General features: G+C 69.9%; 25 protein-coding genes and 1 tRNA gene. 7 read left to right on the top strand and 19 right to left on the bottom strand.

The annotated features are described in order from the left end of the window. Window positions 1-149 precede the first annotated feature (149 nt). Both ACIBEI_RS22730 and ACIBEI_RS22725 read left to right on the top strand, forming a co-directional pair. A complete protein-coding gene (locus tag ACIBEI_RS22730; protein WP_398891564.1) occupies window positions 150-3,053 on the top strand; it encodes an SNF2-related protein in 2,904 nt (967 codons plus the stop codon). Then, window positions 3,050-4,348, top strand: coding sequence for an SWIM zinc finger family protein (locus ACIBEI_RS22725; RefSeq protein WP_398891562.1), 1,299 nt, complete (start codon window positions 3,050-3,052; stop codon window positions 4,346-4,348). The genes ACIBEI_RS22730 and ACIBEI_RS22725 overlap by 4 nt, the downstream gene beginning before the upstream one ends. Here the strand turns inward: ACIBEI_RS22725 and ACIBEI_RS22720 are convergent. The 18 genes from ACIBEI_RS22720 to ACIBEI_RS22635 all read right to left on the bottom strand — a co-directional run bounded on the left by ACIBEI_RS22720 (window position 4,305) and on the right by ACIBEI_RS22635 (window position 18,011). Next, window positions 4,305-4,856 carry a hypothetical protein gene (locus ACIBEI_RS22720; RefSeq protein ID WP_398891560.1) on the bottom strand — a complete coding sequence of 184 codons (552 nt, stop codon included), beginning with the start codon at window positions 4,854-4,856 and terminating at the stop codon, window positions 4,305-4,307. The genes ACIBEI_RS22725 and ACIBEI_RS22720 overlap by 44 nt on opposite strands. Beyond that, window positions 4,853-5,155, bottom strand: coding sequence for a hypothetical protein (locus tag ACIBEI_RS22715; protein WP_398891558.1), 303 nt, complete (start codon window positions 5,153-5,155; stop codon window positions 4,853-4,855). Before ACIBEI_RS22715 ends, ACIBEI_RS22720 begins: the two co-directional genes overlap by 4 nt. Before the next feature lie 283 nt (window positions 5,156-5,438). After that, window positions 5,439-5,828 (bottom strand): hypothetical protein, encoded by a 390-nt coding sequence (locus tag ACIBEI_RS22710; RefSeq protein ID WP_398891556.1) that lies wholly within the window; start codon window positions 5,826-5,828, stop codon window positions 5,439-5,441. Between the two features lie 33 nt (window positions 5,829-5,861). After that, the gene (locus tag ACIBEI_RS22705; protein ID WP_398891554.1) at window positions 5,862-6,902 is read right to left on the bottom strand and encodes a DUF5131 family protein; all 1,041 of its coding nucleotides are present in this window, start codon (window positions 6,900-6,902) and stop codon (window positions 5,862-5,864) included. A 50-nt stretch (window positions 6,903-6,952) separates the two neighbouring features. Continuing rightward, complete coding sequence (locus ACIBEI_RS22700; protein WP_398891552.1) at window positions 6,953-7,216, bottom strand: hypothetical protein; 264 nt, start codon at window positions 7,214-7,216, stop codon at window positions 6,953-6,955. Between the two features lie 83 nt (window positions 7,217-7,299). Continuing rightward, a complete protein-coding gene (locus ACIBEI_RS22695) occupies window positions 7,300-7,968 on the bottom strand; it encodes a hypothetical protein (RefSeq protein ID WP_398891550.1) in 669 nt (222 codons plus the stop codon). An 80-nt stretch (window positions 7,969-8,048) separates the two neighbouring features. Beyond that, window positions 8,049-8,124: transfer RNA gene (locus ACIBEI_RS22690), tRNA-Met, on the bottom strand. Window positions 8,125-8,168: 44 nt separating this feature from the next. Beyond that, the gene (locus ACIBEI_RS22685) at window positions 8,169-8,651 is read right to left on the bottom strand and encodes a hypothetical protein (protein ID WP_398891548.1); all 483 of its coding nucleotides are present in this window, start codon (window positions 8,649-8,651) and stop codon (window positions 8,169-8,171) included. A gap of 115 nt (window positions 8,652-8,766) precedes the next feature. Then, window positions 8,767-8,898, bottom strand: coding sequence for a hypothetical protein (locus tag ACIBEI_RS22680; RefSeq protein ID WP_398891546.1), 132 nt, complete (start codon window positions 8,896-8,898; stop codon window positions 8,767-8,769). 1,367 nt (window positions 8,899-10,265) lie between these two features. Further along, window positions 10,266-10,529 (bottom strand): hypothetical protein, encoded by a 264-nt coding sequence (locus ACIBEI_RS22675; RefSeq protein WP_398891544.1) that lies wholly within the window; start codon window positions 10,527-10,529, stop codon window positions 10,266-10,268. Window positions 10,530-10,761: 232 nt separating this feature from the next. Next, window positions 10,762-11,763, bottom strand: coding sequence for a hypothetical protein (locus tag ACIBEI_RS22670; protein ID WP_398891542.1), 1,002 nt, complete (start codon window positions 11,761-11,763; stop codon window positions 10,762-10,764). Further along, window positions 11,760-12,224 carry a hypothetical protein gene (locus ACIBEI_RS22665; protein ID WP_398891540.1) on the bottom strand — a complete coding sequence of 155 codons (465 nt, stop codon included), beginning with the start codon at window positions 12,222-12,224 and terminating at the stop codon, window positions 11,760-11,762. The genes ACIBEI_RS22670 and ACIBEI_RS22665 overlap by 4 nt, the downstream gene beginning before the upstream one ends. A gap of 23 nt (window positions 12,225-12,247) precedes the next feature. After that, on the bottom strand, window positions 12,248-13,558 hold the full coding sequence (locus ACIBEI_RS22660) for a hypothetical protein (RefSeq protein WP_398891538.1): 1,311 nt from the start codon (window positions 13,556-13,558) through the stop codon (window positions 12,248-12,250). After that, the gene (locus ACIBEI_RS22655; protein WP_398891953.1) at window positions 13,551-15,158 is read right to left on the bottom strand and encodes a DUF2637 domain-containing protein; all 1,608 of its coding nucleotides are present in this window, start codon (window positions 15,156-15,158) and stop codon (window positions 13,551-13,553) included. The genes ACIBEI_RS22660 and ACIBEI_RS22655 overlap by 8 nt, the downstream gene beginning before the upstream one ends. Window positions 15,159-15,414: 256 nt before the next feature. Beyond that, window positions 15,415-15,882: a hypothetical protein gene (locus ACIBEI_RS22650; protein ID WP_398891536.1), complete on the bottom strand. Its 468-nt coding sequence runs from the start codon at window positions 15,880-15,882 to the stop codon at window positions 15,415-15,417. 89 nt (window positions 15,883-15,971) lie between these two features. Beyond that, window positions 15,972-16,265: a hypothetical protein gene (locus ACIBEI_RS22645; RefSeq protein WP_398891534.1), complete on the bottom strand. Its 294-nt coding sequence runs from the start codon at window positions 16,263-16,265 to the stop codon at window positions 15,972-15,974. A gap of 809 nt (window positions 16,266-17,074) precedes the next feature. Further along, window positions 17,075-17,518: a hypothetical protein gene (locus tag ACIBEI_RS22640; RefSeq protein ID WP_398891532.1), complete on the bottom strand. Its 444-nt coding sequence runs from the start codon at window positions 17,516-17,518 to the stop codon at window positions 17,075-17,077. A 235-nt stretch (window positions 17,519-17,753) separates the two neighbouring features. Further along, window positions 17,754-18,011 carry a WhiB family transcriptional regulator gene (locus ACIBEI_RS22635; RefSeq protein WP_398891530.1) on the bottom strand — a complete coding sequence of 86 codons (258 nt, stop codon included), beginning with the start codon at window positions 18,009-18,011 and terminating at the stop codon, window positions 17,754-17,756. 817 nt (window positions 18,012-18,828) lie between these two features. Between ACIBEI_RS22635 and ACIBEI_RS22630 the strand changes: the two genes are divergently transcribed. The 5 genes from ACIBEI_RS22630 (at window position 18,829) to aroA (ending at window position 24,732) form a co-directional block, all read left to right on the top strand. Beyond that, window positions 18,829-19,587 carry a GntR family transcriptional regulator gene (locus tag ACIBEI_RS22630; protein WP_398891528.1) on the top strand — a complete coding sequence of 253 codons (759 nt, stop codon included), beginning with the start codon at window positions 18,829-18,831 and terminating at the stop codon, window positions 19,585-19,587. Between the two features lie 759 nt (window positions 19,588-20,346). Further along, window positions 20,347-21,654: a hypothetical protein gene (locus ACIBEI_RS22625; RefSeq protein ID WP_398891526.1), complete on the top strand. Its 1,308-nt coding sequence runs from the start codon at window positions 20,347-20,349 to the stop codon at window positions 21,652-21,654. Window positions 21,655-21,839: 185 nt separating this feature from the next. Further along, a complete protein-coding gene (locus ACIBEI_RS22620) occupies window positions 21,840-22,625 on the top strand; it encodes a hypothetical protein (RefSeq protein ID WP_398891524.1) in 786 nt (261 codons plus the stop codon). Window positions 22,626-22,711: 86 nt separating this feature from the next. After that, on the top strand, window positions 22,712-22,864 hold the full coding sequence (locus ACIBEI_RS22615; protein ID WP_398891522.1) for a hypothetical protein: 153 nt from the start codon (window positions 22,712-22,714) through the stop codon (window positions 22,862-22,864). A gap of 557 nt (window positions 22,865-23,421) precedes the next feature. After that, entirely contained in the window at window positions 23,422-24,732 is a 1,311-nt protein-coding gene (gene aroA, locus ACIBEI_RS22610; protein ID WP_398891520.1) for a 3-phosphoshikimate 1-carboxyvinyltransferase, read from the top strand. Window positions 24,733-24,795: 63 nt separating this feature from the next. On the opposite strand, the gene ACIBEI_RS22605 is transcribed toward aroA, so the two are convergent. Then, the gene (locus ACIBEI_RS22605; protein WP_398891518.1) at window positions 24,796-24,930 is read right to left on the bottom strand and encodes a hypothetical protein; all 135 of its coding nucleotides are present in this window, start codon (window positions 24,928-24,930) and stop codon (window positions 24,796-24,798) included. Between the last annotated feature and the right edge of the window lie 100 nt (window positions 24,931-25,030).

The raw sequence follows: 25,030 nt of genomic DNA, 5'->3' as shown, positions 1-25,030 counted from the left end.
GCCAGGGTTGCAGGGTGCCTCGATGAGGTGGACGACCGGTGTTCGAGCCCGGCGGGTGCCCGTGCGGCGCTACCCTCGGCAGGCACGGTCCTGGTGGACCGTGCCGTGGGTCTGGGGAGGCGACTGCGGTGGTGTCCGGAACGTCGGCCATGACGACTGTGGACGGCGGCTCGGCCGCTGCCTCCGCCATGACCGCGGTCAAGCCGGGAGAACTCACGGCGTGCGCCGCGCTGTTCGTGCCGTCTGATCCTCCCCGCGCGGGACAGATCGCGTTCTGGCGCCCCGACGGCGTGCCCGTCCCGGCAGCAGCCGATCAGCTGACGGTGGTGCGCCCGCACGGGGTGTCGGTCCGCCGCCGGTCGGTGCAGGCCCGCCTCGTCCCAGTGAAGGACGCGCTGGCGGTCCTCACCGAGGCCCGGCGGACGGCCGGAGCGGATCCGGCGGCCGTGTTCTGGGGCGCGGCCACCGTCCTGGCCCTGCACCTGGTGGGCCGGGGACGGCTGCTGCCCGGTGTCAGCCCGCGAGGATTCGACGCGTGGCGGGTCGGCCCGCTGGACCGTGACGATGTGGTGCGGGTACAGGAGCTGGCCGCCGCCATGCCGCCCGAAGCCCGCGCCGCACCGCTTCCCGGTGAGGGGCCCCTGGAACTGCCCCAGGCCGAACCGCTGGTGCGCGCCTTTCTCGACGCGGTCGCCGATGCGCTGGCCCGCACCCCCGCCGGCACGGTGGCCGCGGGCTCCGAGACCTGGACCGCACCGGCCGCGAGCAAGGTAGAAGGGCCACCGCTGGAGTGGGCCCAGAGCGTCGCCGCCGGGCTCGATGCGGGCGTCGGCCTCTCCCTGCGCATCGAGCTCCCCGGCCCGGACCACACGCCGCACGACTGGGCAGAGGAGACCAGTCTCTCGACGAACCTTCCGTACGCGGAGGAACGGTTGACGGCGGTTGTCCAACTGCACCACCTCGCCGACGGCTCCCTCGCCGACGCGGGGGACATCTGGTCAGGCAGAGCAGGGGCGGCTCTGTCCGCGCCGGACGTGCGCGCGCAGGCACTGCGGGCGCTGCGTCGCGCCGCCCGGACCTGGCCGCCGATGGACCGGCTGCTGCACATGCCGGCCCCGACCCAACTAGTCCTGTCCGACGACGAGGTCAGCGACCTCCTCGGCGACGCGGCGCAGACGCTGGCAGCGGCGGGCATCCAGATCCACTGGCCCAAGGAACTGGCCAAGGAACTCCTGGCCCGCGCCGTCGTGGAGCCGGCCGAGAAGACCGCATCCGACCTTCCGTCGCTGCTGTCGGCAGAAGCCCTGCTCTCGTTCCGCTGGCAGTTCACCCTCGCCGGCCGCGAACTCGACCAAACCGAACTCGACCGGATCGCCGAGGCCACCCGGCCCCTGGTTCGCCTCCGCGATCAGTGGGTCCTGATCGACCCCCGCCTCCTCGCCCGGGCCCGCAACCGCGAACTCCGCGAGCTCACCCCGGTCGAAGCACTCGGCACCGTGCTGGCCGGCAGCACCGACATACACGGCGAACACGTACCCGTGACCGCGCGGGGCTGGCTCGCCGACCTCAAGGAGCGCCTGGCCGACCCCGAAGCGACCGCCCGCCGCACCCCGCTGCCCGCACCGGCGGCACTGGCCGCGACCCTGCGGGACTACCAGGTACGCGGCCTGACCTGGCTGCACCAGATGACCTCGCTCGGCCTCGGCGGCTGCCTCGCCGACGACATGGGCCTCGGCAAGACCATCACCCTCATCGCCCTGCACCTGCACCGCGCCAGCCTCCCCGGCACGGCTGGCCCGACCCTCGTGGTCTGCCCCACATCCCTGATGGGCAACTGGCAACGAGAGATCGAACGCTTCGCACCCGGCACCCCGGTGCGCCGCTACCACGGCACCAAACGCAGCCTCGACGACCTCGACAACCACACCGGCTTCGTCCTGACCACCTACGCCACCATGCGCCTGCGCCAGGCCGAACTCTCCAAACCCGTCTGGGGCATGGTCGTGGCCGACGAGGCCCAGCACGTGAAAAACCCGTTCTCGGCGACCGCGAAGGCCCTGCGCACCCTGAACGCCCTCGCCCGCATTGCCCTCACCGGCACACCGGTCGAGAACAACCTCTCAGAACTGTGGGCCCTGCTCGACTGGACGACCCCCGGGCTCCTGGGCCCGCTGCGCGCCTTCCGCGCCGCTTACGCGCGCGGCGCAGAGAGCGGCGAGGACCCCGAAGCCGCCGCCCGACTCGCCGCCGTGATCGCCCCGTTCCTGCTGCGCCGCAAGAAATCGGACCCTGGCATTGCCCCGGAACTGCCACCCAAGACCGAGACCGACCATCCGGTCCTCCTCAGCAAGGAACAGGTCGGCCTGTATGAGGCGCAGGTACGCGAGACCATGGCCCAGATTCAGCAGAGCGACGGCATCGCCCGGCGCGGCCTGGTCCTCAAGCTCCTTGCAGCGCTGAAGCAGATCGCCAACCACCCCGCGCAGTTCCTCAAGGAAGACAACCCCTGGAAGACCGCGGGCAGGTCCGGGAAACTCGACCTCCTCGACGAACTCCTGGACACCATCCTCGCCGAGGACGAGTCCGCCTTGGTCTTCACCCAGTACGTCGGCATGGGCCGGCTCATCGAGGACCACCTCGCCCGGCGCGGCATCCCGGTCCAGTTCCTGCACGGCTCCACCACCGTCCCGCGGCGCGAGGAGATGGTGCGCCGCTTCCAGGACGGACAGGCACCAGTGTTCCTGCTCTCCCTGAAGGCCGCCGGGACCGGCCTCAACCTCACCCGAGCCGGGCACGTCATCCACTACGACCGCTGGTGGAACCCCGCGGTGGAGGAGCAGGCCACCGACCGCGCCTACCGCATCGGCCAGACCCGGCCCGTCCAAGTCCACCGGCTCATCGCCGAGGGCACAGTCGAAGACCGCATCGCCGAACTCCTCCAAACCAAACGTGCGTTGGCCGACGCCGTCCTCGGCGGCGGGGAGAGCGCGTTCACCGAGTTGAGCGACGCCGAGCTCGCCGACTTCGTCCAACTGCGGATGGTGCGCCGATGAACCACACCCCCAGCAGCGACCGCCACCGGATCTTCTCCCCGCTGGCCCCGTCCCGCGGGCGCCGATCCTTCGCCGACACCTGGTGGGGCAACGCCTGGGTCACCGCCCTGGAAGGCCCCACCCTCGCCTCTACCGGACGCCTCGCGCGCGGACGCACCTACGCCCGCGCCGGCAACGTCCGCGAGATCACCATCATCCCCGGCCGCGCAACCGCCCAGGTCAAGGGCAGCCTGCCCACCCCCTACCGCACTTCTATGCAGATCCCCCAACTCACCACCCAGCAGTGGGACGCACTGCTCGACGTGGCCGCAGCCCAAGCCGGACACCTCGCCGCCCTGCTGGACCGCGATATGCCGACCACGTTGGCCCACGACGCCGCCCAGGCCGGGGTGCGGCTCCTGCCCACCAGGGGCGAACTCGTTCCGTACTGCTCGTGCCCCGACAACGGAAACCCCTGCAAGCACGCCGCCGCTCTCTACTACCAGGTGGCTCGGCTCCTGGACCAGGACCCATTCGTCCTCCTGCTCCTGCGCGGGCGCGGTGAGAGCGAGCTCTTGGCCGAGCTCCACCGGCGCAACGTCGCACAGGCCGCCGCGGCTACGGCCGCAAAACCCGCTGCGGCCGCGCCACGCGGGGTTGCCGCCCGCCAGGTCTTCGCAGCCGCGCAATCCGGTCTCCCGCCCCTGCCCGCTCCACCACTGGCCCTCCACCAACCGGGACCGGTGGCCCAGTTGGCGGCTGTCGTCGACCCCGTGTCTGGAGTCGACGCGGAGGCACTGGAATTCCTGGCCGCCGACACGGCCGCCCGCGCAACGCACCTGTTGCGCCAGGCCCTGCTGCCACAGGGGGAGCCGATCAGCCCGCCCGAACTCAGCGTCACCGACGACGCAGCCCGGCTCGCCGCAGCTGACCCGGTACTGGGGATCTTCCAACGCCTGGCCTGGGGCACCCGCCGTACCCCCAACGGGCTGGCCCGGGCCGCCGCGGCCTGGCACTACGGCGGCGCCGCCGCGCTCGCCATCCTCGATGAACCCCAGGAGGGCGACCCACTGTATCTGCGAGCGGTGCGCGAGGAGATCAAGCAGAACTGGGACGGAGAACATGCGCCCCGACTACGGGCCGACGGCAGCTCCTGGCTCACGGTGCTCGGACACGACGCCCAACTGCGCCTGGGGACCGATGGCCGCCTCTGGTATCCCTTCCGCAAGAAGTACAGCCTCTGGTGGCCGGCCGGATTCCCCCAGCATGACGTCACAGCCGTGCTCGCCGACCTGGTCGCGCCGGACGGCGAATAGGTCGAAGGGCGGGACTGGACCGGCAGCTGCGAATTTCCTCGGCAGCGAGGCAGTTAGTGCGACCGCCGTGGGCCAGGCACGGCGCGCAGACAGGCCGGCACAACTCGCACGAGTCCTCACGCTCGTTCACCCGGCGCGGCGCGGCCGCGATCTGCCGCGCGGTCTCAGGCCGGGCGGGGTGCTTCTCCAGCAGCCGCCGCATCGTCCCTCGTACGGACGTGCCGAACGCGTTCGCGGAGCCCAGCGTCGAGTCCCGCTCCTCCTTGATAGTCCCGTCTCGCTTCCCCCGCCAGATCCGGACGCCCTTCCTCGCGCCCCCCGGATGCGAGTCGCACAGCACCACCATCGCCCCCACCGGCAGCTCGTACGAGGCGCCGGCCTCCAGCCAGTCCCCGACACAGGCCCGGGCACCGAACTGGGACTCGTCCAGCCGTTGGAGCCACTTCCGCCACGGCTTCACCGCCCCCTCGTCCGGAGCCGGGATATGCACCGTCGCCCTGCCCGTCATCGGGTCTCCCCCGCCCATGCCTCCTGGGCCGCGGCCTCGTCCAGGTAGAGGTCCTCTCGGTCCACGTCGAAGTCACCGCCGGCCGCGGAACCGGTGAACCACGCCACGGCCCACAGCACGCACTCCACGCCATTGGGCAGCGGGTACGTCCTCTCGATGAGCGACATGCGCTCCCCGTCACACTCGTCGAGGATCACCTCGCCCACGCAGCCGCCAGCCGCGCGCCGGGCGTCCTCCTCGCTCAGCCCCGGCACCTTCTTCATGAGGAGCGGTACCGGGTCGTCGACCATGTCGGTCATGCTTCGTCCTTCCAACAGATAGGGGCATGGTGCCGGGCGGCGCTGACATCGCCCGGCCGATCAGGCAATCTCCATCCCGCGTGACACGCCGAGTGGTCCCAGTCCGCGGCAACGGGGGTAGCCGCAGAAGCACGTCCCCTCAACCGCGGGCAGGCCCCGCGTGCGGCGCTGCAACGCGACCATCAACTCGGTGCGGTGAACCCACCCGCGCTCGCAGACCATCGTGGTCAGCGCGCTGCACCTCGTCGAGCTCGTCCCAGCGCCAGATGTTCCGGTCGGCGTTCTACCACCAAGTCGGCTGGAACTGCAGGTCCGACCAGTGGTCCACGGACTGCCGACGGCCGTGCAGGATCTCGAAGGCGTCGTCGAACCACTGCTCCTCGACGCAGAAGGTCGACGTCACGCGCCGCGGCCTCCTGCCGTATCCGCGCTCGGCCAGGTCGGCGGCGGCCTTCATGATGGCGATGCCGTCAGGGTGGTTGTAGATGGCCCGGACGACCGCGTCGTGCCACGCCTGCTGACCGAGCAGCGCCCGGCCAGTCGCGGCGTTCTTGCGGCGCGCGGCCTGGGGCTGCTGCTCGATCGTGGGGGTGGCAGACCTCGACGTCGGGGTTCTCCACGCGCGCGTCGCACCCCCGGGTTGACGTAGCGACCGCCGTGCTCGTCCTGTCACCAGTGGCAGACCAGGATGCGCTCCTCCGCCCGCTCACCGGCAACTGCTCGGCTCCGGGAAGGCGTCGTGGGTGCGGCCGTCCAGCACGCGGCCCGCGGCCGCCCGCCCGACTCGGACCGCGATGGTGTCGACGTCGAGCATCACGGCCCGGCGGGTGCGGTCTCCCGGCCGCATGAGCCGGGTCGGCCCGCCGCGGAACGTCCGGCTCGGCCCGAGCTCGCGCAGCGTCGCCGAGGAGCGCCCACCGAGCGGGTTGTCGTACGCCCGGCCCCCTGCGTAGTTCGGATCGTCCTCCACTACGGCACATACGTACTCGCCATGCTGGGTGAAGAAGAACGGCACCCCGGCGGCCGCGCACTCGTCGCGGAGAGAGCGGGCCCATCCGGGGTGCATCGGGTGTGCCCCGGGGCCGCACGTGCCCCCGGCGACCACCCAGTGCAGCCGCTCGACGCGTACCCACTGATCCCCGCGGCGCTCCATGCCCTCGACGACGGCCCCGTCCGGCGCATCCGCGTAGGGGTCGGTGACATCGCGGCCCTCGGCGAGGTACTTGTGCAGTTCCACGGGCCCGGCCAGCGGCGCGCAGTACACGAACCGCACCGCGGCCGGCGTCTCCAGCAGGTCCGGGATGCGCCGGTCCGCTGTTCTCTGGTCCTCGACACGCACGCCGAACCAGATGTTCTCCGGGCGGCGCCCAGCACGCTCTGGTGCGTCCTGAGCCGCAGAGCCGGTCCGCAAAGCCTCGGTCGGACAATCGTCGAGCTGCGCCGCATACCGCTGCTTGCTCGGCTGCCGGGCCAGCATGAACAGCAGCATCCGCTCGGGGAACCTCGTCAGGATCTGGAAGGTGTGCCTGCCATTACGCTCGGCCTCCATCACCTCGAACGCCCGCGTGATGGCCTGATCAGAAATGCGAGGGTGGAAGAGGTCGGACTCGGCGTTCACGTGGACGCGGGCCGCCTTCCTCCAGCGGAATGGCTGGGCGAGGCGCTCCTCGTGCACGCCAAAGTCAGGGCTGACGGGGCTCCACAACCGGTCGGTCCAGGACGGGGCGGTCTGTCGAGCGGTGGGCATGTGGTCCTCCCGGGAGTTGGGGCGGCGGCAGTCAGGCAGGCGAATGGTCATCAAGCGGCTTGGGTACCCGTCGAGTCGGGCACGAGGTGCAGGTGACGCGGGCGGGAAGCGCGCTTGCGCGCACGGTCTCGCCGCGAGCGCACGTCCGGCAGGAGCCAGCCGCGTTGCGCCTCGTCCAGCGCGGCGCGGCGTGCGGCCTGCTGCCGGGGCGTCGACGTCGCCTCCTCGCTGGCCTGGCTGTCAACATCCGGGCGGCCGAACCTGCCCGTCGGGATGGCCTCGGCCATGAAGCGTTCGTACTCGTACGGCGTCATCTCGCAGCTCCTGCCGGGTGGGGCGGGTGGTGAGTAGGGACCGGGCGGGAGGCGCCCGGCCTGGGACGGCTACTCGCCAGCGGTCACTCGGTGTTCGCGTCCGGCTTGGGGTTGCCGCAGTGGATGCATGCGATCGGGGAGTCGGCGAGAGCGCCCTTCTTGAAGAAGTGGCGGCCGACGTTCCCGTCGATCACGTTGTGGGGGCAGCCTTCCGGTCCGGCCAGAGCGGCAAGCACGGCGTCGGCGTCGGCGTCACTGGTGATGCCCACGACGCGCAGCGTTCCGCATGGCCACGACTTCCGATCGAGGCCGTGGTCGCTGCTACGGCACTCCGGCCCGTGACCGTTGCACGCCTTCGGCGGTGCGCAGCATCCATGCGTGGGGTTCGCGGTCTTCGGGTGGAGCTTGAGCAACGCGGCCTTGATACGGAGCTCCGCCAACTGGGCTCCCTCGGTGCGGGCCGCGTCCTCGTGGGCGTCGAGCATCGCCTTTGCCTCGTCGGGGAACACGAGCCCGCCGGCGACTGGGGCGACGAGGTGGTTGAAGAGGGGGCGCCGGGTTTCGCGCAGCGTCGAAGCCGGGCCCGAGTTCAGGTTGTCGGCCTGCTCCTCCAGCGCCAGAGCCGCGTGGAGGACACCCTCCCGGTGCTTAGGGTCTGCGGTGCCCGGCAGGTCCATTTCCAGGCGGCGCAGGAAACGCGTGGTCTTGTGCAGCGTGGTGGCTTCGCGTGTGGTGAAGACGATGGAGTTCATCGGTGCCCTTCCAAGGACGTGGGGGTGGGAAGTTGCCGGTCGCATGCGGGGACTCGTGCCCCGGCGGTGGTGGTTGTTCGTGGTGCCCTCGCCGCGGCTCGAACGCGCTCTGTGCGGCTATGGGCCGCGGGCCTCTGCCGGTTGGGCTACGAGGGCGGGTGCCCCCGACCCGTTGGGCCGGGGGCGTGCCGGAGGGGCCGTCAGCCGCCGACGGGGATGGGGCCGCCGTTGATGTTGCGGGCGAAGTCGGCGTTTACGTATCCGCGGACCACACCCCAGCCGCCGTGGCCGCTGGTGGTCTGGACGACCATCACGCGGTGAGGGTTGGTGGGGTGGGCGCCGAGGACGATGGCGCGGTCTCCCTCGCCCATGAGGCCCCGGACGTTGTCGCTGGTGTCCCGCAGGAACAGGCCCCCGCTGCCCGGGACGGGCTTGATAGTGACCCAGTTGCCCTCGTACGGGACGAAGTCGGTTGCGACGATCTCTCCCTTGGGGCTGAAGGGCTCGGCGGTGGCCGGTCCGGCGAAGGTCAACGCCATCGCCGTGCAAGCTGCGACGGTGACCGCCGTGCCGGTGGCTGCGGTGGTGACGAGGCGCCCGGTGCGGCACTCGGCCTGCTGGCCGTCGGTGGCGTGCCGGCGGGTGCTGGGCTCAGGGAAGCCGAAGTAGGAACGAATGGTCATGTGCGATGGCTCCTTGCTCGATGGTGACCCGCTGTGGGCGGGGGTGGCCGGTCGGCCCGGGGCCGCCCTCGACCTCCGTTGGAGGCGAGGTCGAAGGCGACACCGGTCCGGCCGGTCAGGTGTTCATCGAGCCGTTGCGCTTGGCCTTGTCGGGCACCGGCTTGCCCTGGACGGGTGCTTTGCGGGCATCGCTGATGCGCTTGTTCAGTGCGTTCTGTCCCTGCTGCTGCTTGCCGGTCCAGGCCATCAGAGAGCACCTCCCGCGAGCTCGGCCTGCTCACGAATGCGGCGGGCGCTCTCGGCGCCCTTCGCCGCTTCCTTGATCCGGCCGATACGCCAGCAGGTGTCCTCGATAAGCTTCTTCATTGCTGCGCTCCCAGTTGTGACTTAGCGGTTGGGCTGGGTTGCGTGGTGCCTTGGCCCTGGCTGGCGGTTGCACCCGCCGGTCAGGGCTTCTTCTTGTTTCGGCCGGTCGGCCGGGGCCGTCGTCACCCGCTCCTGGTGCTCTTCCGCGTGGTGGTGCGCTGCGGTGTCTGCGCCTGGAGCGGATGACGGCGACGCGGGCCGGTCGGTCAGGGGGAGGGGCGTGACCCGGTTCGGGCACGGTGCCGGATGCCGGTGTCGCTGTGAGGGGCGGTGTCGCAGATGACGGCGGCCGGTGGTGACAGCGTCGCGGCTCGACCGGCTAGGTCCGCAACCCGGCAGAGGTGTACCGGTCGCGTCCGCGCGCATGACGCACGCTCCACGCTCGAGCAACCGTGAGCAGTGACCGATCGTTCACCGGTGACTCAAGGGGGGTGATCGATGGCGGATGCAGGTGATCAGCCCGAGCAAGGCGCCGGAGTAACGCTTTGCTGGGCACTCCGGTCAGCGGTGATGTCCTACCGCCAGGGTCCCCGCGTCAGGATGCCAACGAGCAAGAGGGGGATCTTTGAGCTCAGGGGGCAGCGGCAGCCGGCGGTTCGGTGACTGGGCCTGTCCACACTCGCACGTTGGGTTCGACGCCGTGGTCTGCACGGCAGTCTTCGGCGAGGGCCTCTGCGAACTCCGCAGCCGTTCCGTTGAAGTTGGTGGTCTTGATGGGGAGGCCAGGGGCGGATTGATAGTTGTATCGGGGCACGAACTCTCTCCTCTAAACGGATGTGTTGGGGCAGCCCACGGAGGCGGAACGAGCGCCACTCCTTGTGTGTGTGGGGGGGCGGGTAGTACGGGCCTGGAGCCGGAATGCCCGGCGGCAGACACCCTGGTGGCGCGAGTGATCACATGCCGAAGGGCTCCGGGGTATCCGGTAAGGGCCGACCCGTGTGAGGCAGGAGGCCATCGACATCGACGACAGCGGTGCCGCGCTGATCGAGACGGCGGCCCCGACCGGGAGATCGCTCACCAGGGCACCGCTTGCCTCGCCACCCGTGCACCCGTTATCGCCGGCTGCGCACGAGAGCCTCCCGCGGCATTCTCAACCGGTCCTGCGGAGCCCCGGAGGCTCCTGGACGGCGTCGTGGCATGAGTTCCCGGGGCGGGATCTAGGGGGCATGGGCAGGACGTGACTCACTGGGCACGCACGAACTGACGCCAGCACACGACACACGGGGTGCTGTGTGTCGCCTCCTGGGGTCAGTTGGTCAACGCGTGCCAAACACTCCAGAGGACGAGAAGGACGGCGACAGCAGCAGCAATAACGTCGCCCTTCGACGGGTGCCAGGCGACGGCTCGGGTGAGCGGGCTGACCCGAGCGATGTGCTGAATGCTCTCTCCGACGGGATAGTCGCCGTCGTGGCGCCGGTTGCGGTGACGTACGCCGTGCCCTTCCGCGCCGGAGCGGAAGGTGTAGCTCCTGGACCTTGTGCCGCACGGTGGGCAGTTGTACGTGTACGGCACGGCCGCCTCCTGATCCGATCGGTGCTTAACCGGATGGTAGAGGCCAGTTGCGGCTGCCGTGGACGGGAGGCGCTTTCTCGCCGCGGTGGCGAGCTAGCCCCGTATGGAGTCGGGTGGTTGGGAGTTGGAGTGTCGACGGGCCGTAGATGCGCGTGTCGACGAAGGTGAGACGGGTGGTAGATGCCCTGGTAGATGGGGGTGTAGATGGCATCTACGTCCCTACGGGGCCGCGTTAGGCGGTGGCCTCGGGGGAGGGGTCGGAAACGGCTTGGAGGTGGGCCTGGGCGGGGGTGCTGTGCCCGGCCGGTACGGGGCCCTCGGTAGGGGGTGCGGGGAGTGGTGTGGCGGGGCTGTTTTCCTCGGGCTGATCGGGGGTGGCCGAGGGGCCCTCGGAGGGGGGTGCGGTGGCGGGCCGGGAGAGGGTCTCGACAGCCTCGTCCAGGGAGGTGCCGAATGCCTCCTGCAGCTCGTCCGCGCGGACCCCCCAGGTGGGCCCCTTCCCCTTGGCGCGGACGTTCCTGCTCACGGGGATCCCCGCGGCCGTGCACCACTCCCGCAGCTGGAGCTGCTCCCAGTTGTCGAATCCGTGTGCCTCCTTCTGCAGGCGATCGAGGAGTTCGGCGATGTGAACGCCCATGTGCTCGGGAGCCGCGTCCCGGACGGCGGCCACGATGAACCGGACCAGCCCGCGGGTGAACCGTTCCTGCTCGGTTTCCTGGTACTGCTCCCCCGCAGGTTTTTCATGATCGTTTTGGGTGGTGCTCTCCTGCACCGGGGGAGCGATCATCCATGCGGCGATGATCCACACCACCGCGAGGACGGCCGAGCCGATGGGCACGAACGGCGCGATGTAGGGCCAGGCAAGCCACATGAACAACCAGATGAGCCCCGCGATGACGGCCACAGCGAACAGGATGATCAGGCAGCCCAGGCCAACCCGCTCGATCGTGTCATCGGAGGCCGCCCGAGCCGCCTTCTTACCGACCTCGGTGGTGCTCGGGCCGGACTCACTGGCGGGGCCGCCGTCTTGGCCCGTGGCGGTCGGTGCGCTCTGCGCGGGCGGGGTGTCGAGGTTCATGGCCGCGCTCCAGCCGAGCTTGAGGACACGGCCGAGTCCGCGCAGCAGGAACGAGGCGATGAGGCGTGACCCGGTCAGCAGCGGGAGGAGGAGCAGCCGCGGCGCCTGCCTGACACCCTTGAAGGGGACGCTGACTTCCTTGAGCAGCGCCTTCATGCCAGCTTCTCCAGCATGGAGCCGATCACCTTGAAGAGGATGCCCCACAGGGCGCCGGCGAGGCCCCATGCGACGCCCGCACCCAGACCGAAGAACGCCGGAGGAATCCGCCGCTGCCACTCCGGCAGGAAGGCCAGAGTGGTCAGGATCAGGGCCATACCTGCAGGCGAGGCTCCGGCGACGAGGTTCGGATCGGTGAGGGTCGAGGCCGCCGTGCCGTGGATTCCCAGGGCCAGCATCCGCCACGTGCCCCCGGCGATGATGAACAGAACGCCGGTCACGGCAGCGAGCCCGGCGAGGTAGCGGCGGTCATCGAAGTACTTCCTGGTGATCTTCGAGCGGTTGCGGATGGCGATGATCAGGACAATGAACCCAGCGGCCGCGAGGGACGAGAGGCCGACCGCTCCCAGGCCCTGGGTGAAGCTGGCGCCGGAGGCGGGCGCGGCGAGCACGGTGTTCATGACGTTCACGGGTGTGGTGCCTTTCAGAAAACAGGGCCGTTGGAGTACAGCGCGCAGACGAGGAAGGAGGTGGCCAGCGGGATGCGCGCCAGCCAGCGCTTGGGCAGGCTGCCGTGGCGCGTGCGCCACACCAGCCAGCCCGAGGCGCCGCACATGGTGAGGGCGACGATGAGCAGGGAGGTGTCGGTCTGGTTCAGGCCGACGTAGCGGTCGATCGTGGCGGCGGTGTACGGGAGGACCGCCTGGCCGAGGCGGCGTCCCACCTCGGCCGAGACGAACACCGCGCCGATGCGGCCCAGCGCGCCGAACGGCACGAACGGGGCGAGCAGTTCACTGCCCGCGGCCTTCCACGCTGCGAACGCCCCGGCGAGGGCCATGCCCGCCCCGAGCAGCCCTCCGGCCGCAGTGACGGCGGCCGGCAGGAACTGGGACAGGTACGCGTTCAGCCCGATGGCTGTGCCCACCGCCGCAGCGGAGCCGTTGAAGATGATGACCCGCCAGAACCTGGAGAGCCGCCGCCGCTTCGCAGGCTGCCGGCGGATCTGGAGGGTCGGCTGCGGCTTGTGGACATCGGCGAGCCGCGGGCGTGCCGGAGACTCCTCGGGCGCCTCGTCTTCGTCCTGGTCGGGCGCCTCGGGCTCGGGGGTCTTCTGGACCTGGATGAGAACCGGTTCGCCATCGGCGGGGACGGTCAGGATGTGCCCGGTGTGCGTGTCGAGGTCGGCGTCCTGGTCCTTGTAGAGGCGGTCCCACCAGCCGGACTTGGCATCGCGCGGCGAAGCCTTCGAAGGGGCCGCGGTCTTCGGTCCGTCCCGGGAGACGCGCCACCAATGCGTGTCGCTTTCCGGCGTGGCGGGCGGTGTGCTCGGCATGGGCGGAATTTCAGGCTCCGCCCCGCTCCCCCGGGGAGCTGGCACGCCCCCTTCTGGGGCGCTGACCTGGGCATCTACAGCATCTGCGGGGGCGTCTACACCCTCATCTACAGGGGTCGACGATGCTTGTTCCGCCGGTGCCGTGCCACCGTCAGGATCAGCTGACTCCGGGCGCGGCTCCGGGCCTTCGTGCACCGGTGCCTCGTCCGGCAGCGGCACGTGGAACGGGTCGGACTTCTCTTCTGCGGTGGTCACGTTTCCTCCCTCCTCGGAGGCTCCGGTGATCCGCTCTCCCTCCAGGGCGAGCTGGATCATCAGGCGGATGAACTTCTCGTCGTCGTCGATGACTTGGCAGGGCGGCGGCGCCCCGCGGTGGTTCTCGGCCGACGTGCCGGGGCCGGCCGAGAACCGGGGCGGCAGGTGCGTGACGGTTCGGAGGTCGTCGCCGGCAGGCTCAGCCATCCGCTGTGCCCCCTTCGGCTTCCAGTGCCTCGGAGATCGCCTTGCTCAGCCAGGCCTCCGACTTTTCGATGCTTCGTGCGAAGGCCCTCTGGGTCAGCTGCGGGTCGGCCTGCTTGGCGGCGAACCACTCGGCCGCACGCCTCGCCCGCTCCGCCTTGTACCGGTTGGGCCGCCCGACTGTGGCGTGAACGGCTTCACGCCTCGTGGCACCGGCCGCCTGTGCGCGCGGCGGGCGGCGTGAATTCACGACGTCCTCGTTCACGCCCGCCGCGCCGTGATTCACGGCAGGCGTTTCACGCTCGTCGAGGTTTCCCTTCACGGTTTCGTCGGTCAGCGGTTTCACGGTGTCCAGCGACCCGTTCACGCCGACGGCTTCACGCTTTGCCGCGTCGTTCACGCGCAGCGTGAACGCGTGCTTCACGGTCCCGTCGGCGCGGTTCACGCTGACGCCTTCACGCGTGAATTCACGGAGCTTCACGATCGGCGTGAATCCGTTCACACCTGCTGTGACCTGCGACTTCACGGTCTTCACGGTGTTCACGTGGGCCTGGTTCACAGGGGAAAGGCGTGAACTGGTGCTGCCTTCACGGCCGTTCACCCTGGAGCGTGAAGCGCTCTTCCATGAGCCGTTCACGGGGTCGGCCGCGAAGGGCGTGAAGGGCGTGAAGGCGTGAACCGCCGGATCCACGTTCACGTCGGTGCGCGGCTTCATGGTTTCCCGTTCACGGTCGGGCGCTCGGTTCACGCCGTTCACGGCTTCTCGCTCGGAGCCCGGTTCCGCCGACGTTTCCGGATTCACGCTGGGCTCGGCGGCGATGGCCGCGGGCGGAGAAGGAACGTTCATGCCCGAGGAGGCGACGGTGGGCTGCGTGCCGGAGGCGATCGCGAGGGCGGCGGTGACGTGCGTCTCCAGGGTGCTGCCCTCGGCGGGGGGCGGTCCGGCTGGGGCCGCGAGGTCCTGGCCGTCGCTGAGCGGGACACCGTAGCGGGCGAGCCGCAACGGCAGCCGTGCCTCGATAGGGGCCTTGCGCCTCCACGCGCGGCCGAACCGGCTGTGCAGGCGGGTCTTATAGACCAGCCGCTCCTGTTCGAGCTTGACGGCTCGCTCGTACGAGCGCAGTTCCCACAGTTTCATCCGCCGCCAGAGCAGGAAGGTCGGGACGGGCGAGAGCACCCACCGGATGAGGCGGACCGGCTCGATGTCCTGGCCGGCCGTGATGTTGGCCAGCCGGCCGACCGCGTGCCGGGCGGCCTCGACGGCCACGACGAACAGCAGCGGGATCACGCCGTGCATCCCGACGCCCAGAGGGTCGGGCCAGGCGACTGCGCCGTTGAAGGCGATGGTCGCGCCGGTCAGCAGCCAGGCCGTGTGCCGCAGCAGCGGAAAGGGGATCCGCAGCCACGTCACCAGCAAATCAAGGGCCAGCAGGACGACGATGCCCGCGTCGACCCCGATCGGGAAGACGTGTGCGAACGTCCCGAATCCTTTGCGGACGGCCAGGTCGCGGACGGCGGCGTATGAGCCGGCGAATCCGATGCCAGCGATCACGACCACGCCGCCGATGACGACGCCGACGATGACGCGCTGGGCTCTGTTCAGCTCAGGCCGCCGGACCCCGGAGTCAGGGGTCGGCGGGGAAGTCGTCGTGGGCGGGGTGGGAGTGGTGGTCACCGTGCTTCTCCTGTGCGAGGCGGCTCCGGGCGGCGGAGGCGCGGGGAACGGCGGAGGGCTGTCCCCCGTGGTGGGCTTGCTCTATGGCACGAGCCGCTCTTGCAGCGCCGCCGTACGTGAAGGGACCGCCGGACGCCGTGGACGGGCCGGTCCGGGGGCCGGTGCTGCGGGTGGGAGCAGATGATCAGGGCCTGAGCAGCCAGTGGGCCTTGCTGATCGACTCCAAGAACAGGAGGAGGAACAGCGGGGCCGACACGGCCCCATACCAGGGGTGCTGTCCCAGGAGGAACAGATACGCGTCCACGGCGCTGGTGGTGCTGGCGTAGGCCGTGACAAACGGGGCAGCAAGCGTCGCGGTGATCAGCACACCGAGCGCGGCCCGAACGGGGTGTTTCAGGGCGCGGTGCAGGATCTGGACCGTCATGCCGAGCAGGATCGTCAGGCTGATCACCTGCGTCGTCTGCAGTCCGATCGCGTACACCTCAGTAAGGCATCTGCCCAGTGCGGCGCACGTCGCCGTCCACGCGATCGGCGGCCACAGGACCCACGCGAACAGCGTGGAGCTTTGGGCGCGGTGCCCGCTGATGCTGAAGACGAGTGCGGTCAGCGCTGCAGCGGCGGCGCCCCAGGGCAGGAACGGCAGTTCGAGCATGGGTGGGCTTCCTTCCTAAGCTGTCTCGGGGGGCGATCTGGTCGGATGTGCTGGCGGTCTTGGGGTAAGGAGTGCCGCCCTGGCGTTGATCACTGGTTTCCGCCGCACATGCAGGTGCTCTTCGGATGCGCGACGACGTTCGGGCACGTCGGCCAGTCGTCGCCCCTTCGTGCCGCGGGAACAAGACCGCGGCCCTCGCAGTCGGGGCACTCAAGCGCTGCCTGCCGGTACGAAAGGTCCACTCGGAGCCGGCCGATGAGCGCGAGTGTGCGGGCCCGCTCGAGGTCGCCGCTGCGCATGGCGGCGGTAGCCGCGTGCTCAGCGGCCTTAGCCTGGGCGAGCAACTCCGCGGCGCTGCGGTCGGATAGGGGTGTGTTCTGCATGGTCATTCCCTTCGGCCGATCCGCTCGGCTCACGTGCAGGGGCGGGAGGCGCGCGCGAGGCCGCCAACCGGCATCCGATATGCCAGCCGTTGGCGGCCTGGGGGATGAGGCCGGGGGGGGGGGGGGGGGGGGGGGCGGGCGCCCCCCCCCCGCGGGGGGGGGGGGGGGGGGGGCGGGGGGGGCGGGGGGGGGGGGGGCCCCCGCGGGGGGGGGGGGGCGGGGGGGGCGGCGCCCCCCCCCCCCCCCCCCCCCCCCCCCCCGGCGACTGTGAGGCGCCTAGGTGACGGACTGCATTCCGGGCGCGAGGCGCACCACTGCTCGGGTGTGTACCGGGCCGCTTCGTCTCTGGCGCGCCCGGCTCGGCGCGCTGCCGGAGTTGAAGTAGGGGTCCCAGTTCATCTCCCGGACCAGCCGCAGGTGCCGCGACGGCGCAACCCCCTCACGGGAATCCGGGCACGGACGGCCGCCGGAGTTGAAGTAGTCGTCCCAGTCCCAGGTCATCAGCGACTGCCGCTGGCGCGCTGGATCTGCTCACAGCCGTGCCGGGCAAGCTGAGCGCCCGCGGCGGCTTCGCGGATGCGCTCCATCCGCCGGTAGACGTCGGCGATATGGTTCTTCACTGCTGCGTCCTCCAGGGTGGTTCTGGTAGTTGCGTGGCATGCGGGCTGGTGTGTCCTCACTGGCCCGCGCCGGTCGTCCGGGCGGTGCGTTTCCCTACGGGGTGGCCTGCTGGCCCGGGCGGCCGGGGCCGTGTCCGACCCCGTTAGAGGCGGGGTCGGACACGGCGCCCAGCGGTCCCGGTCAGCCGGTCATCCGCCACACGGCACCGGAAGGTTGTCCTCGGTCGTGGCGTAGGCATACCGGACGAACCCCTTGTAGGTGCCCCATCCGCCGTTGCCGTGGGTGATCTGGACCACCCACGCCAGCGTGGGGTCGTTGGGATGACAGCCGAACACGCTGGCCTCGTCCTTCTCACCCATGAGGCCCTTGATGTGCCCTCCCACATCGCGGAGATAGAGACCGCCGGTACCCGGCTTGGGGTGAATGTCAACGGTCGGGCCCTCGTAGCCGACGTACTTGTCGGCGGCGGTGGCCGGGGTGGCGAGGGTTCCCCACATGAGGACGAGGGCGGCGGCGGTTGCCGCCGTGCCAGTGGCGGCGACGGTCACCAGGCGGCGGGTCTGCCGCTGTTCGGTGTTGGCGTGCTTGGAGGGCTCGGCAAAGCCGAAGTATTCACGCACACGCAGGTCCATAGGAATCTTTCCTCAATGACTGGTTGGAGGTTGGTTGCTGGGGCATGTCGCGGACGAAGCGGCTGCCCCTTCGACAGGGCCGGTAAGGGCCTCCGGCCAGCGCCGGAACGGATACGCGCAGCGCTCTCGTCTCTCGCGCAGTTGCGCGAAGGCGCTCGGACCGGTCCGGACGGGCACGGCGGGCCCCTGCCGCAGCTTTCGGAGGGGCAAGGGCCGTGCCTGATCGGCGGACTGCTCAAGCCGAGCCCTGGCGCGCCCGGTTGCGGGCGGCCCGGCGCTTCATCGCACGGCGCTCGTCCTCGCTGAGACCGCCCCAGACGCCGGAGTCCTGACCGAACTCGAGCGCCCATTGCAGGCACTGATCCATGACGGGGCAGCGACGGCAGAGGGCCTTGGCCTCCTCGATCTCCAGGAGCGCGGGGCCGGTGGTGCCGACCGGGAAGAACAACTCGGGGTCTTCCTCGCGGCAAACGGCGTTGTGACGCCAGTCCATGGCGTACCTCCCAGGTTGGGTGCTGTTGGCTGTAGTCCGGCGCGCAGTGAGGCGCCGGTTCGGAGTGAGCGGGTGGTGCGGGTGCACGTGGTGTGCGGTTGGCGGGGGTGGCTGGGCCACCAGCAGCCGAGGCCGTCGGTGCGCGCCGAGTTGAGCGGCTCGGTGGGCACCGGCGACGTTGGTTGCTGGTTGGTTGGTTGCGTGGCAGTGCCGCGCGGTGATCTCTGGACGCGAGGCTGCTTCCCCCGGGGAGATCCGCCCGGGCGTCGTTGCAGCGTCAAGGTCGGTCGCGTCGTTCTTTGAGCCGGTTGCGCGGTACGTCGTGGGCGTGCGCCCCTTCTCGGCCGGCTGGTCTCCACTCGCCCCAGCCGGCGGACCACGGCTCTCGATGGCGTGGTCACGGCTGTCGTGCGTGCGGTGGATCGCGCTGTGCAGTTGTTGGACGTTGTCGGCGTCGCCGCAGGACATCGGCGGCGAGTCCGACGTAGTGGTGCAGTTGTCTGCCGGCGTGGTGCCGCATCCCGTACTGCTCGTGGGGCGGTTGGCGCCGCAGGCGGGGAACCGCAACTGCCGCTTCTCGCGCGTGTTGGGCCTGGATGTGCAGGCGGAGCACGCGAGCAGAAGTGGGCAGTCGTGCAGCCCCTAGGTGCTGGGCTGCTCGGTGCCGATCACAGCTAAGCAGAAGTTCCGTAAGGAACTCAAGTTGTTCCGTAAGGAACTTTCGGGTGTTAATGGTTCACGCGCCAGAGTCTGGCTTCGTCCCACGCCGTTCCGCCCCGTACGATCAGGGTCCGACGGGAGAGCTAAGAGGAGCGGAATGACTGACGCGTCGAGCGCGCAGCGCGTGTTTGTGGACATCGCTGACCAGCTCCGGTCGGACATCGCGCAGGGCGTCTACGCGGATGGCGAGCGACTGCCCGGCGAGGATGAGCTCGCCGCGAACTTCGGGGTGGCGAGCCGGACCATCAACCGCGCCGTCGACCTCCTCAAGAACGACGGGCACGCAATCGGACGGCGTGGATCCGGCGTCTACGCGCAGACCCCGCTGGCGATCAGGTACGAGCCCTGTCCTGATCCCGCCGAGCCCCAGGGGAGGGCAGGCGCCTGGGCCGCGGGCGAGCTCCGGGCTTTCGATATCGACCTGATCGGTGTCACCTCCGAGCAGCCGCCTGCGGGAGTCGCATCCGTACTGGGACTCGGCACGAAGCAGGCAGCTCTGACCTGGAGGGCACGGTTCTCCGTCCAGGGCCGGCCGGTGATGCTGACGCGCACGTTCGTTCCTGCCGAGCTGGTCCCCGCGACCTGCGCAGCCAAGGACGATGCCTCTCCGCGCAGGTTGACCGTCCTGCTGTCCGACCTCGGGCTTTCTCCCGCGGAGGGTGTGGTGGAAACCCGGGGCAGAGCTCCCTCCAGAGAGGACTGCGACCTTCTCGAGATCCCCGTCGGACGCTTTGTGCTCGACTCCCGCGTGACCGTGTGGGACGCGCAGATGCGCCCGCTGGCCGTCGAGCAGACCGTGATGGACACCGCAGCCTTCGTCGTGGCCCACTCCATCAAACTGGGCGAAGCCGGGTAACGGGCCCTCAGCCCACGGCTGTTCACCACTGACGGACGTCCGGTCGGACGCGAGGCCGGTGTCTTCGGGCAAGTTGGAGTCCCGACAGGGCTACAACAAGGGCCCTGCGTACGCTGCGTTGTCAGGGGTGCGCCTTGCCGATTTGATCGAGTAGGCTGCCCACCGGAAAGATCTCTGATCGAAGAGACGCCCCTGCCTTGAGCAAGCACGGGAGCTGCAAGCGGGATCGCCGTGACGATGCCCAGCTGACCGCCACCTCCATCACCAAGAGTCAGGTGACGACATGCTCAACTTCCAAGAACGCGCAGGGCGCTTCGGGGTACGCACGCTGTCACTCGTGCGTACCCCGAAGCGCCCTGGCGTGACGGGTGCCGGCACCACTTCCCGCGAAGGAGGGGCCGCCATGACGTAATCGTAACCGGCGGCGCCCGCTGAGCGGGTCTTCGAGCCGCCGGGGCGCCCAGCCACTCGGTGATTTGCCGTCACCGGGCTATGGCGCCCCACCTGCCACCAGAGGGTTTGCCGACCCTCTGAAGGGATTGTTCGTCCGGTTAGCAGCCGGTCGAACGGTTCGATCTTGGTTCTGGCCGAACCAGCGAAGCGCCAGAAGGCCCTTCGTTATGCCCTCCTCAAAGATGAAGCGAGGCATGCCTCAATGTTGCAGCATCACGCTGCCCTTTGTCAGCCCACTCATGCCCGATTGATGATTATTGCGCCATCTGTCGGGTCACAGTTTCTCCTTGAGTCAGCCACTCCGCCATGCGAGCGGACGTGGACGGCGTCCCGCGCGCGATTCTCCCGGGCGCGCTCGTGAGCGCGGCGGTCAAATCCTCTGCCCAGTCGCAGGACGCCCGGGAGGCGGAGCCCTCGGTGGCGGTGGTGCCTGGCGACGACCAGGTGGTGGGGCGGACACGGGCTCGACGCTCTGGCCCCCGGCGATGGCTGCGGTCGGTCGAGTGGCTGATCGGGCAGGGGCTCCATCCGCGCGCGTCGGCGACGACGCTGACGGTTGCGCGGGATCTCGCGGCACGGATGGACTACAGCAGCGGTGAGGTCAGGTACTGCCTAGCGGGCATGGTGGACCGGCTAGAGCTGTCGCGAGCGACGGTCAGCCGGCATGTGGCGTATCTCCGTGAGATGGGCGCACTGGTGTGGGTGCAGCGCGGTAGCCGGGCCAATGTGCGTCGTGCGCGTGGCCTGGCCGGGTATGCAGCAACCGCGACGGTGTACGGGGCGGTGATCCCGGCCGCTTACGACCGCGCGCTCGGTCACATCATCGTCGGGTCCGGGTACGCGGCTCGGATCATCGTGGATCAGCGGGGCACTGCACGGGTGGCGGCTGTGGATAACTCGCCTGTGGATAAAGCGAGTTCGGATGCCTGTGAGACCCCTTCCCGTGCCGGGGTTAAGGAGGTGGGTCAGGCGAAGGTAGTGGGTGGTTGTAACTACACCTCGCGCCAGCGCGCGAGCCGGTCAACGGCACGAAGGTCCCCCCAAGGCGCCCCGGTCAGAGGCCGCTGCCGTACGGCGAGCGATGTGCGCCGGGCCGAGCGGACGGTCCGGCTGGTGCGGGCCATGGTCCCGTGGACGCAGCGTGTGCCGCTGCGGCGGTTGGAGTTCGTGCTGCGTCCCCTGACCGACCGCGGACTGGACGCCCGCGAGATCGTCGCTGAGCTCACGGCGATGTGCTCCGGCATGCTCTGGCGCCCCCGGCGCCCGGATTTGTTCATCTCCCAGCGGCTGAAGGCCATCGCGGCGTACGACCAGCAGCTTGTGCAGGTGTCGGAGCCCGCGCTGTCGCCCGGCGAGCACACGGTTGCGCCGATGAGTAACCCGGAGTGGGCGGCTTACATCAAGCTCAAGCAGCGCCTGGAGGCCGAGACTGCCGCCGCGCGGCCGCGTACCGATACAGACCGGGCAGCCGCTCAGGCCACGTGGAACAACTGGCCGACGGTCGCCGACCACTATGCCGAAGACCCCGATGACGCCCTCGACCTCTACGGGCTCCGTTTGTGCCAGTACGCCATTGCTCAGGCAGCCCGCATCCAGAACCTGAGCTCAGTGTGACCTGTTGGTGCCTGGTCTCGCTTCGATCGGGTGGGGCCCGGGGAACGCGGGCCCTGATGGGGAGTGGCAGCGCGAGTCCATAGGGTTTGTCCAGATCCACATACTGGTTGCCATGCTGAACGATAGGAGGCCATGTGCCGAAGAAGAAGCAGAGGAAGCGGTCACGACGAGGAGGGCATCAGCCGGTGGCGAAGCGGAAGTTGGTGCCCCAGCCTCGGTTGAGCGCGCCCGCGCAAAACCTTCGCCCGGACGACGATCTGATCTGGGAACCTGATCCTGCACCGGAGTTCTCAAGCGGCGGTGCTGCGGTGGACCTGAAGTTCGCCACTGGAGTGATCCCAGCCGTACGGCTGGGATTCGGTGAGCTGTTCGCACAGGAGCGGCGGAGCCCTATCCGTGAGGGTTGGGGCTACACCGTTGAGCTGCCGGCCGTGCTGGAGCTCTTTGAACGGATCGGCGACGGACGGGTCACCGCGGACGATGCCCGCAGTGTGCTGCTCAAATCGGCCGACCTGCTGTACGACACATTCCGGTGCTGGGAGTCCGAAGACCCCGACGAGCTGCGCAACGCGTGCCGGGAGGCCGGGGGATGCGTGCTGTGCGAGCAACGCCGCTCATGGTTCGACGCCTTGCTCGACCATGCAGACGATCGCTGGAAGCGGCTGCAACAGCCGGAGATGTATCCGTTCGCCGCAGGCCGACAAGGCCTTCACGAGACGTCGTGTTCCGTCGTCACGCGTGAGATGCCATCGAACTACGCCCGGCCCACAGGCGATGACTATCTGGCAGCGCTCAATGACTTCAGCCACACGGTCGACCCGCACTACGGCGAGTGCTTCGAGGGATCCCGCAGCTACCCCCGCTTCGACGTCATGACCACGGACGAAGCCCGGGCGTGGATCGCCGAGCGGACCGGCCCGAAGGGCGGCCGCAATTACAAACGCTGCCAGCGATGCGCCCCAGCCGTGTGAGTGCCCCTGCGCCCGCACGCCCGCCGGGCGGGAAGGCAACGTGAGCTAGGGATCCCCTCGTGCACAAGGGGGAGGTTTCAAGATGAATGGCGCTGTACGGCAACCTCTGGCAGGCCCGGGTGCGGCGGAAGCCGCCGCAAGGCCCGGCGATTCCGTCGCTCATCGCGGGCGGCGCGCCGCTGCCGCCGCCGCACTGCGATCGCGCGAGTGATCAAGCGCTGACGCGCAGCTTCACGTAGTCGCTCGTCCACCATCGCGTACACGAGCGCCTCCGGAAGGGAATGCATATGGGCAAGTCCTGTTCTGTGGCGGGTTTGGACCACTGCTGCTGGCATCGCTGCGCTGGCCCACGAGCATGACGTTGCATGGTGCTGGCCGGTCGCTGCAGCGGGGCGTCCACGTGGCCAACATGGATCCCTGCTTTGACCGACTGATACGAGCCTGTGCGCCCCAAGCAGGCCGATCCCTCTGCGGCAGCGAAAGACTGCGTCACGCGGGAAACGACTTGGCGTCCTGTGCCGTTGAGTGGGACAGGCGCTGAGGGACAAGCCGGCTTGGTCCTGCGGGTCGAGGGCGACGGACAGCCGCGGGGGCACCGCCAAGGCGGGGTTGAAAGCCGCTGGATGTGATGTCCGCATGGCGACTCAGCCCGGTGCTCACTTCGGGGATGGGAGCCCATGGAGCGGTGCGCGGCGCGTATGGTCAGTTCTGGAGCGTGATCGTTCGGACACGTTCCGTCCCGCCCGGTCGCTGCTGCCAGGCCGTACGTGTTTCCTTCCTCAGAGAAAGAAGCGCCATGACTCCCGCCGTTTCCGATCTCGACGCCGTCTCCAGCCTGCAGGTGAGTGGGACTGGGCCTGCCCGTGGCTCGCTTCAGGTGCCCGGCGACAAGTCCATTTCGCACCGGGCTGTTCTGATGGCGGCGATGGCCCACGGCCCCAGTGTGATCACGGGCCTGTCCCGGGGGCAGGACGTGACACACACGCTGCGGGCTATCGAGCGGTTCGGGGTGACCGTGGCCGAGGGGGGCGAGGGCCGCGTGCGGGTGGAAGGCCCGATCCGCCACGAGCCGGACGACGTCCTGGACCACGGCAACGCGGGCACCGGCATCCGTTTGACGGCCGGGGTCTGCGCCGGGCTGGACGGTATTTCGGTCCTCACCGGGGACCGCTTCCTGCGCAGGCGGCCGATGGACCGGATCACGGGGCCGCTGCGCAGCATGGGCGCCACGGTCGACGGCCGCGAGCGTGGCCGACTGGCACCGCTGGTGATCCGCGGGGGCAGCCTCACCGGGATCACCTACGCCCCGAAGGAAGCGTCCGCGCAGGTCAAGGGCTCGGTCCTCCTGGCGGGTCTGTCCGCGAAGGGTCCCACGACGGTGGAGGAGACTCACCCGACGCGGGCGCACACCGAGGAGATGCTCGCGCAGTTCGGCGCCCGGGTGAGCATGGACGGACACCGGGTGACGGTTGAGGCGTGCGAGCTGACGGGCACGGACATCGCGGTGCCCGGCGACCCGAGCCAGGCCGCGTTCTGGGCCGTGGCCGCGCTGCTCGCCGACCAGGGCGGGGTGACCGTCGAGAGCCTCTACCCGGGCTTCGGGCGCTCCGACTTCGTGGGTGTCCTGCAGCGAATGGGCGCGGACATCGACTTCGACCTGACCATCGGGACGCTGGCCGTCCGGGCGTCGCGGCTCCACGCGGTGGAACTCACCGCCGAGGACATCCCTGGCATCGTGGACGAGGTGCCCGTCCTGGCAATGGCGGCCGCCACCGCCGAAGGAACCACGGTCATCTCCGGCGCCGGCGAGCTGCGGGCAAAGGAGTCGGACAGGATCGCCTCGACCACGCGCATGCTGCGGGCGTTCGGAGTACGGGTGACCGAGACCGAGGACGGCATGATCATCGAGGGCACGTCCCGGCTGCGCCCTGGCCGGGTCGACAGCCACGGTGACCACCGGATCGCGATGACGGCCGCCGTTGCCGGGGCGTGCGCGGCCCAGGGCACGACCATCATCGACGGCTGGGACTCGGTGGCGACGTCCTACCCGGCCTTCGCTGCCGACCTGGCCCGGCTGACCGGAGCGGTCGCCGAGCCGGCCGCGTAGTCGCAGCCGACGGCCCGCCCCTCCCAGTCACGGGGAGAGGCGGGCCGTTGCTGTTGGCGCGCGCTACCAGATGTAGCCGTGGCGGTCGAACTCGGCGGCGTACACCTCCTCGACGGCCTTGCGGGCTGCGGGGGCGAGGACCTGGTAGTAGTCGCTGCCGGGCGGCCGGAACTCTTGCCTGGCACCGGCACCAGGCATCTGGGGAGCATCGCCGTCACACCGGCCCCGAGCCCGCCCGGGTGTCTTACTCGGCCGCATCACCGGCGGACTCGGCATTCTCCACCGGCAATGTGGCCCA

Origin of the sequence: Streptomyces sp. NPDC050988, assembly GCF_044456225.1 — a bacterium.
GTDB lineage: Bacteria > Actinomycetota > Actinomycetes > Streptomycetales > Streptomycetaceae > Streptomyces.
The sequence above is the reverse complement of the archived record's forward strand: the minus strand, read 5'-3'. Positions and strand labels throughout refer to the sequence as shown.

Excerpts from the sequence above, each read along its gene's own strand:
- ACIBEI_RS22645 (WP_398891534.1), bottom strand. The coding sequence starts at position 16,265 with ATGCAGAACACACCCCTATCCGACCGCAGCGCCGCGGAGTTGCTCGCC.
- ACIBEI_RS22635 (WP_398891530.1), bottom strand. The coding sequence starts at position 18,011 with ATGGACTGGCGTCACAACGCCGTTTGCCGCGAGGAAGACCCCGAGTTG.
- ACIBEI_RS22625 (WP_398891526.1), top strand. The coding sequence starts at position 20,347 with ATGCGAGCGGACGTGGACGGCGTCCCGCGCGCGATTCTCCCGGGCGCG.
- ACIBEI_RS22650 (WP_398891536.1), bottom strand. The coding sequence starts at position 15,882 with ATGCTCGAACTGCCGTTCCTGCCCTGGGGCGCCGCCGCTGCAGCGCTG.
- ACIBEI_RS22680 (WP_398891546.1), bottom strand. The coding sequence starts at position 8,898 with ATGGCCTGGACCGGCAAGCAGCAGCAGGGACAGAACGCACTGAACAAG.
- ACIBEI_RS22705 (WP_398891554.1), bottom strand. The coding sequence starts at position 6,902 with ATGCCCACCGCTCGACAGACCGCCCCGTCCTGGACCGACCGGTTGTGG.
- ACIBEI_RS22660 (WP_398891538.1), bottom strand. The coding sequence starts at position 13,558 with ATGGCTGAGCCTGCCGGCGACGACCTCCGAACCGTCACGCACCTGCCG.
- ACIBEI_RS22605 (WP_398891518.1), bottom strand. The coding sequence starts at position 24,930 with ATGCCTGGTGCCGGTGCCAGGCAAGAGTTCCGGCCGCCCGGCAGCGAC.
- ACIBEI_RS22695 (WP_398891550.1), bottom strand. The coding sequence starts at position 7,968 with ATGAACTCCATCGTCTTCACCACACGCGAAGCCACCACGCTGCACAAG.
- ACIBEI_RS22730 (WP_398891564.1), top strand. The coding sequence starts at position 150 with ATGACGACTGTGGACGGCGGCTCGGCCGCTGCCTCCGCCATGACCGCG.
- ACIBEI_RS22665 (WP_398891540.1), bottom strand. The coding sequence starts at position 12,224 with ATGAACACCGTGCTCGCCGCGCCCGCCTCCGGCGCCAGCTTCACCCAG.
- ACIBEI_RS22615 (WP_398891522.1), top strand. The coding sequence starts at position 22,712 with ATGGCGCTGTACGGCAACCTCTGGCAGGCCCGGGTGCGGCGGAAGCCG.
- ACIBEI_RS22700 (WP_398891552.1), bottom strand. The coding sequence starts at position 7,216 with ATGACGCCGTACGAGTACGAACGCTTCATGGCCGAGGCCATCCCGACG.
- ACIBEI_RS22630 (WP_398891528.1), top strand. The coding sequence starts at position 18,829 with ATGACTGACGCGTCGAGCGCGCAGCGCGTGTTTGTGGACATCGCTGAC.
- ACIBEI_RS22715 (WP_398891558.1), bottom strand. The coding sequence starts at position 5,155 with ATGACCGACATGGTCGACGACCCGGTACCGCTCCTCATGAAGAAGGTG.
- aroA (WP_398891520.1), top strand. The coding sequence starts at position 23,422 with ATGACTCCCGCCGTTTCCGATCTCGACGCCGTCTCCAGCCTGCAGGTG.
- ACIBEI_RS22640 (WP_398891532.1), bottom strand. The coding sequence starts at position 17,518 with ATGGACCTGCGTGTGCGTGAATACTTCGGCTTTGCCGAGCCCTCCAAG.
- ACIBEI_RS22670 (WP_398891542.1), bottom strand. The coding sequence starts at position 11,763 with ATGAAGGCGCTGCTCAAGGAAGTCAGCGTCCCCTTCAAGGGTGTCAGG.
- ACIBEI_RS22725 (WP_398891562.1), top strand. The coding sequence starts at position 3,050 with ATGAACCACACCCCCAGCAGCGACCGCCACCGGATCTTCTCCCCGCTG.
- ACIBEI_RS22685 (WP_398891548.1), bottom strand. The coding sequence starts at position 8,651 with ATGACCATTCGTTCCTACTTCGGCTTCCCTGAGCCCAGCACCCGCCGG.
- ACIBEI_RS22720 (WP_398891560.1), bottom strand. The coding sequence starts at position 4,856 with ATGACGGGCAGGGCGACGGTGCATATCCCGGCTCCGGACGAGGGGGCG.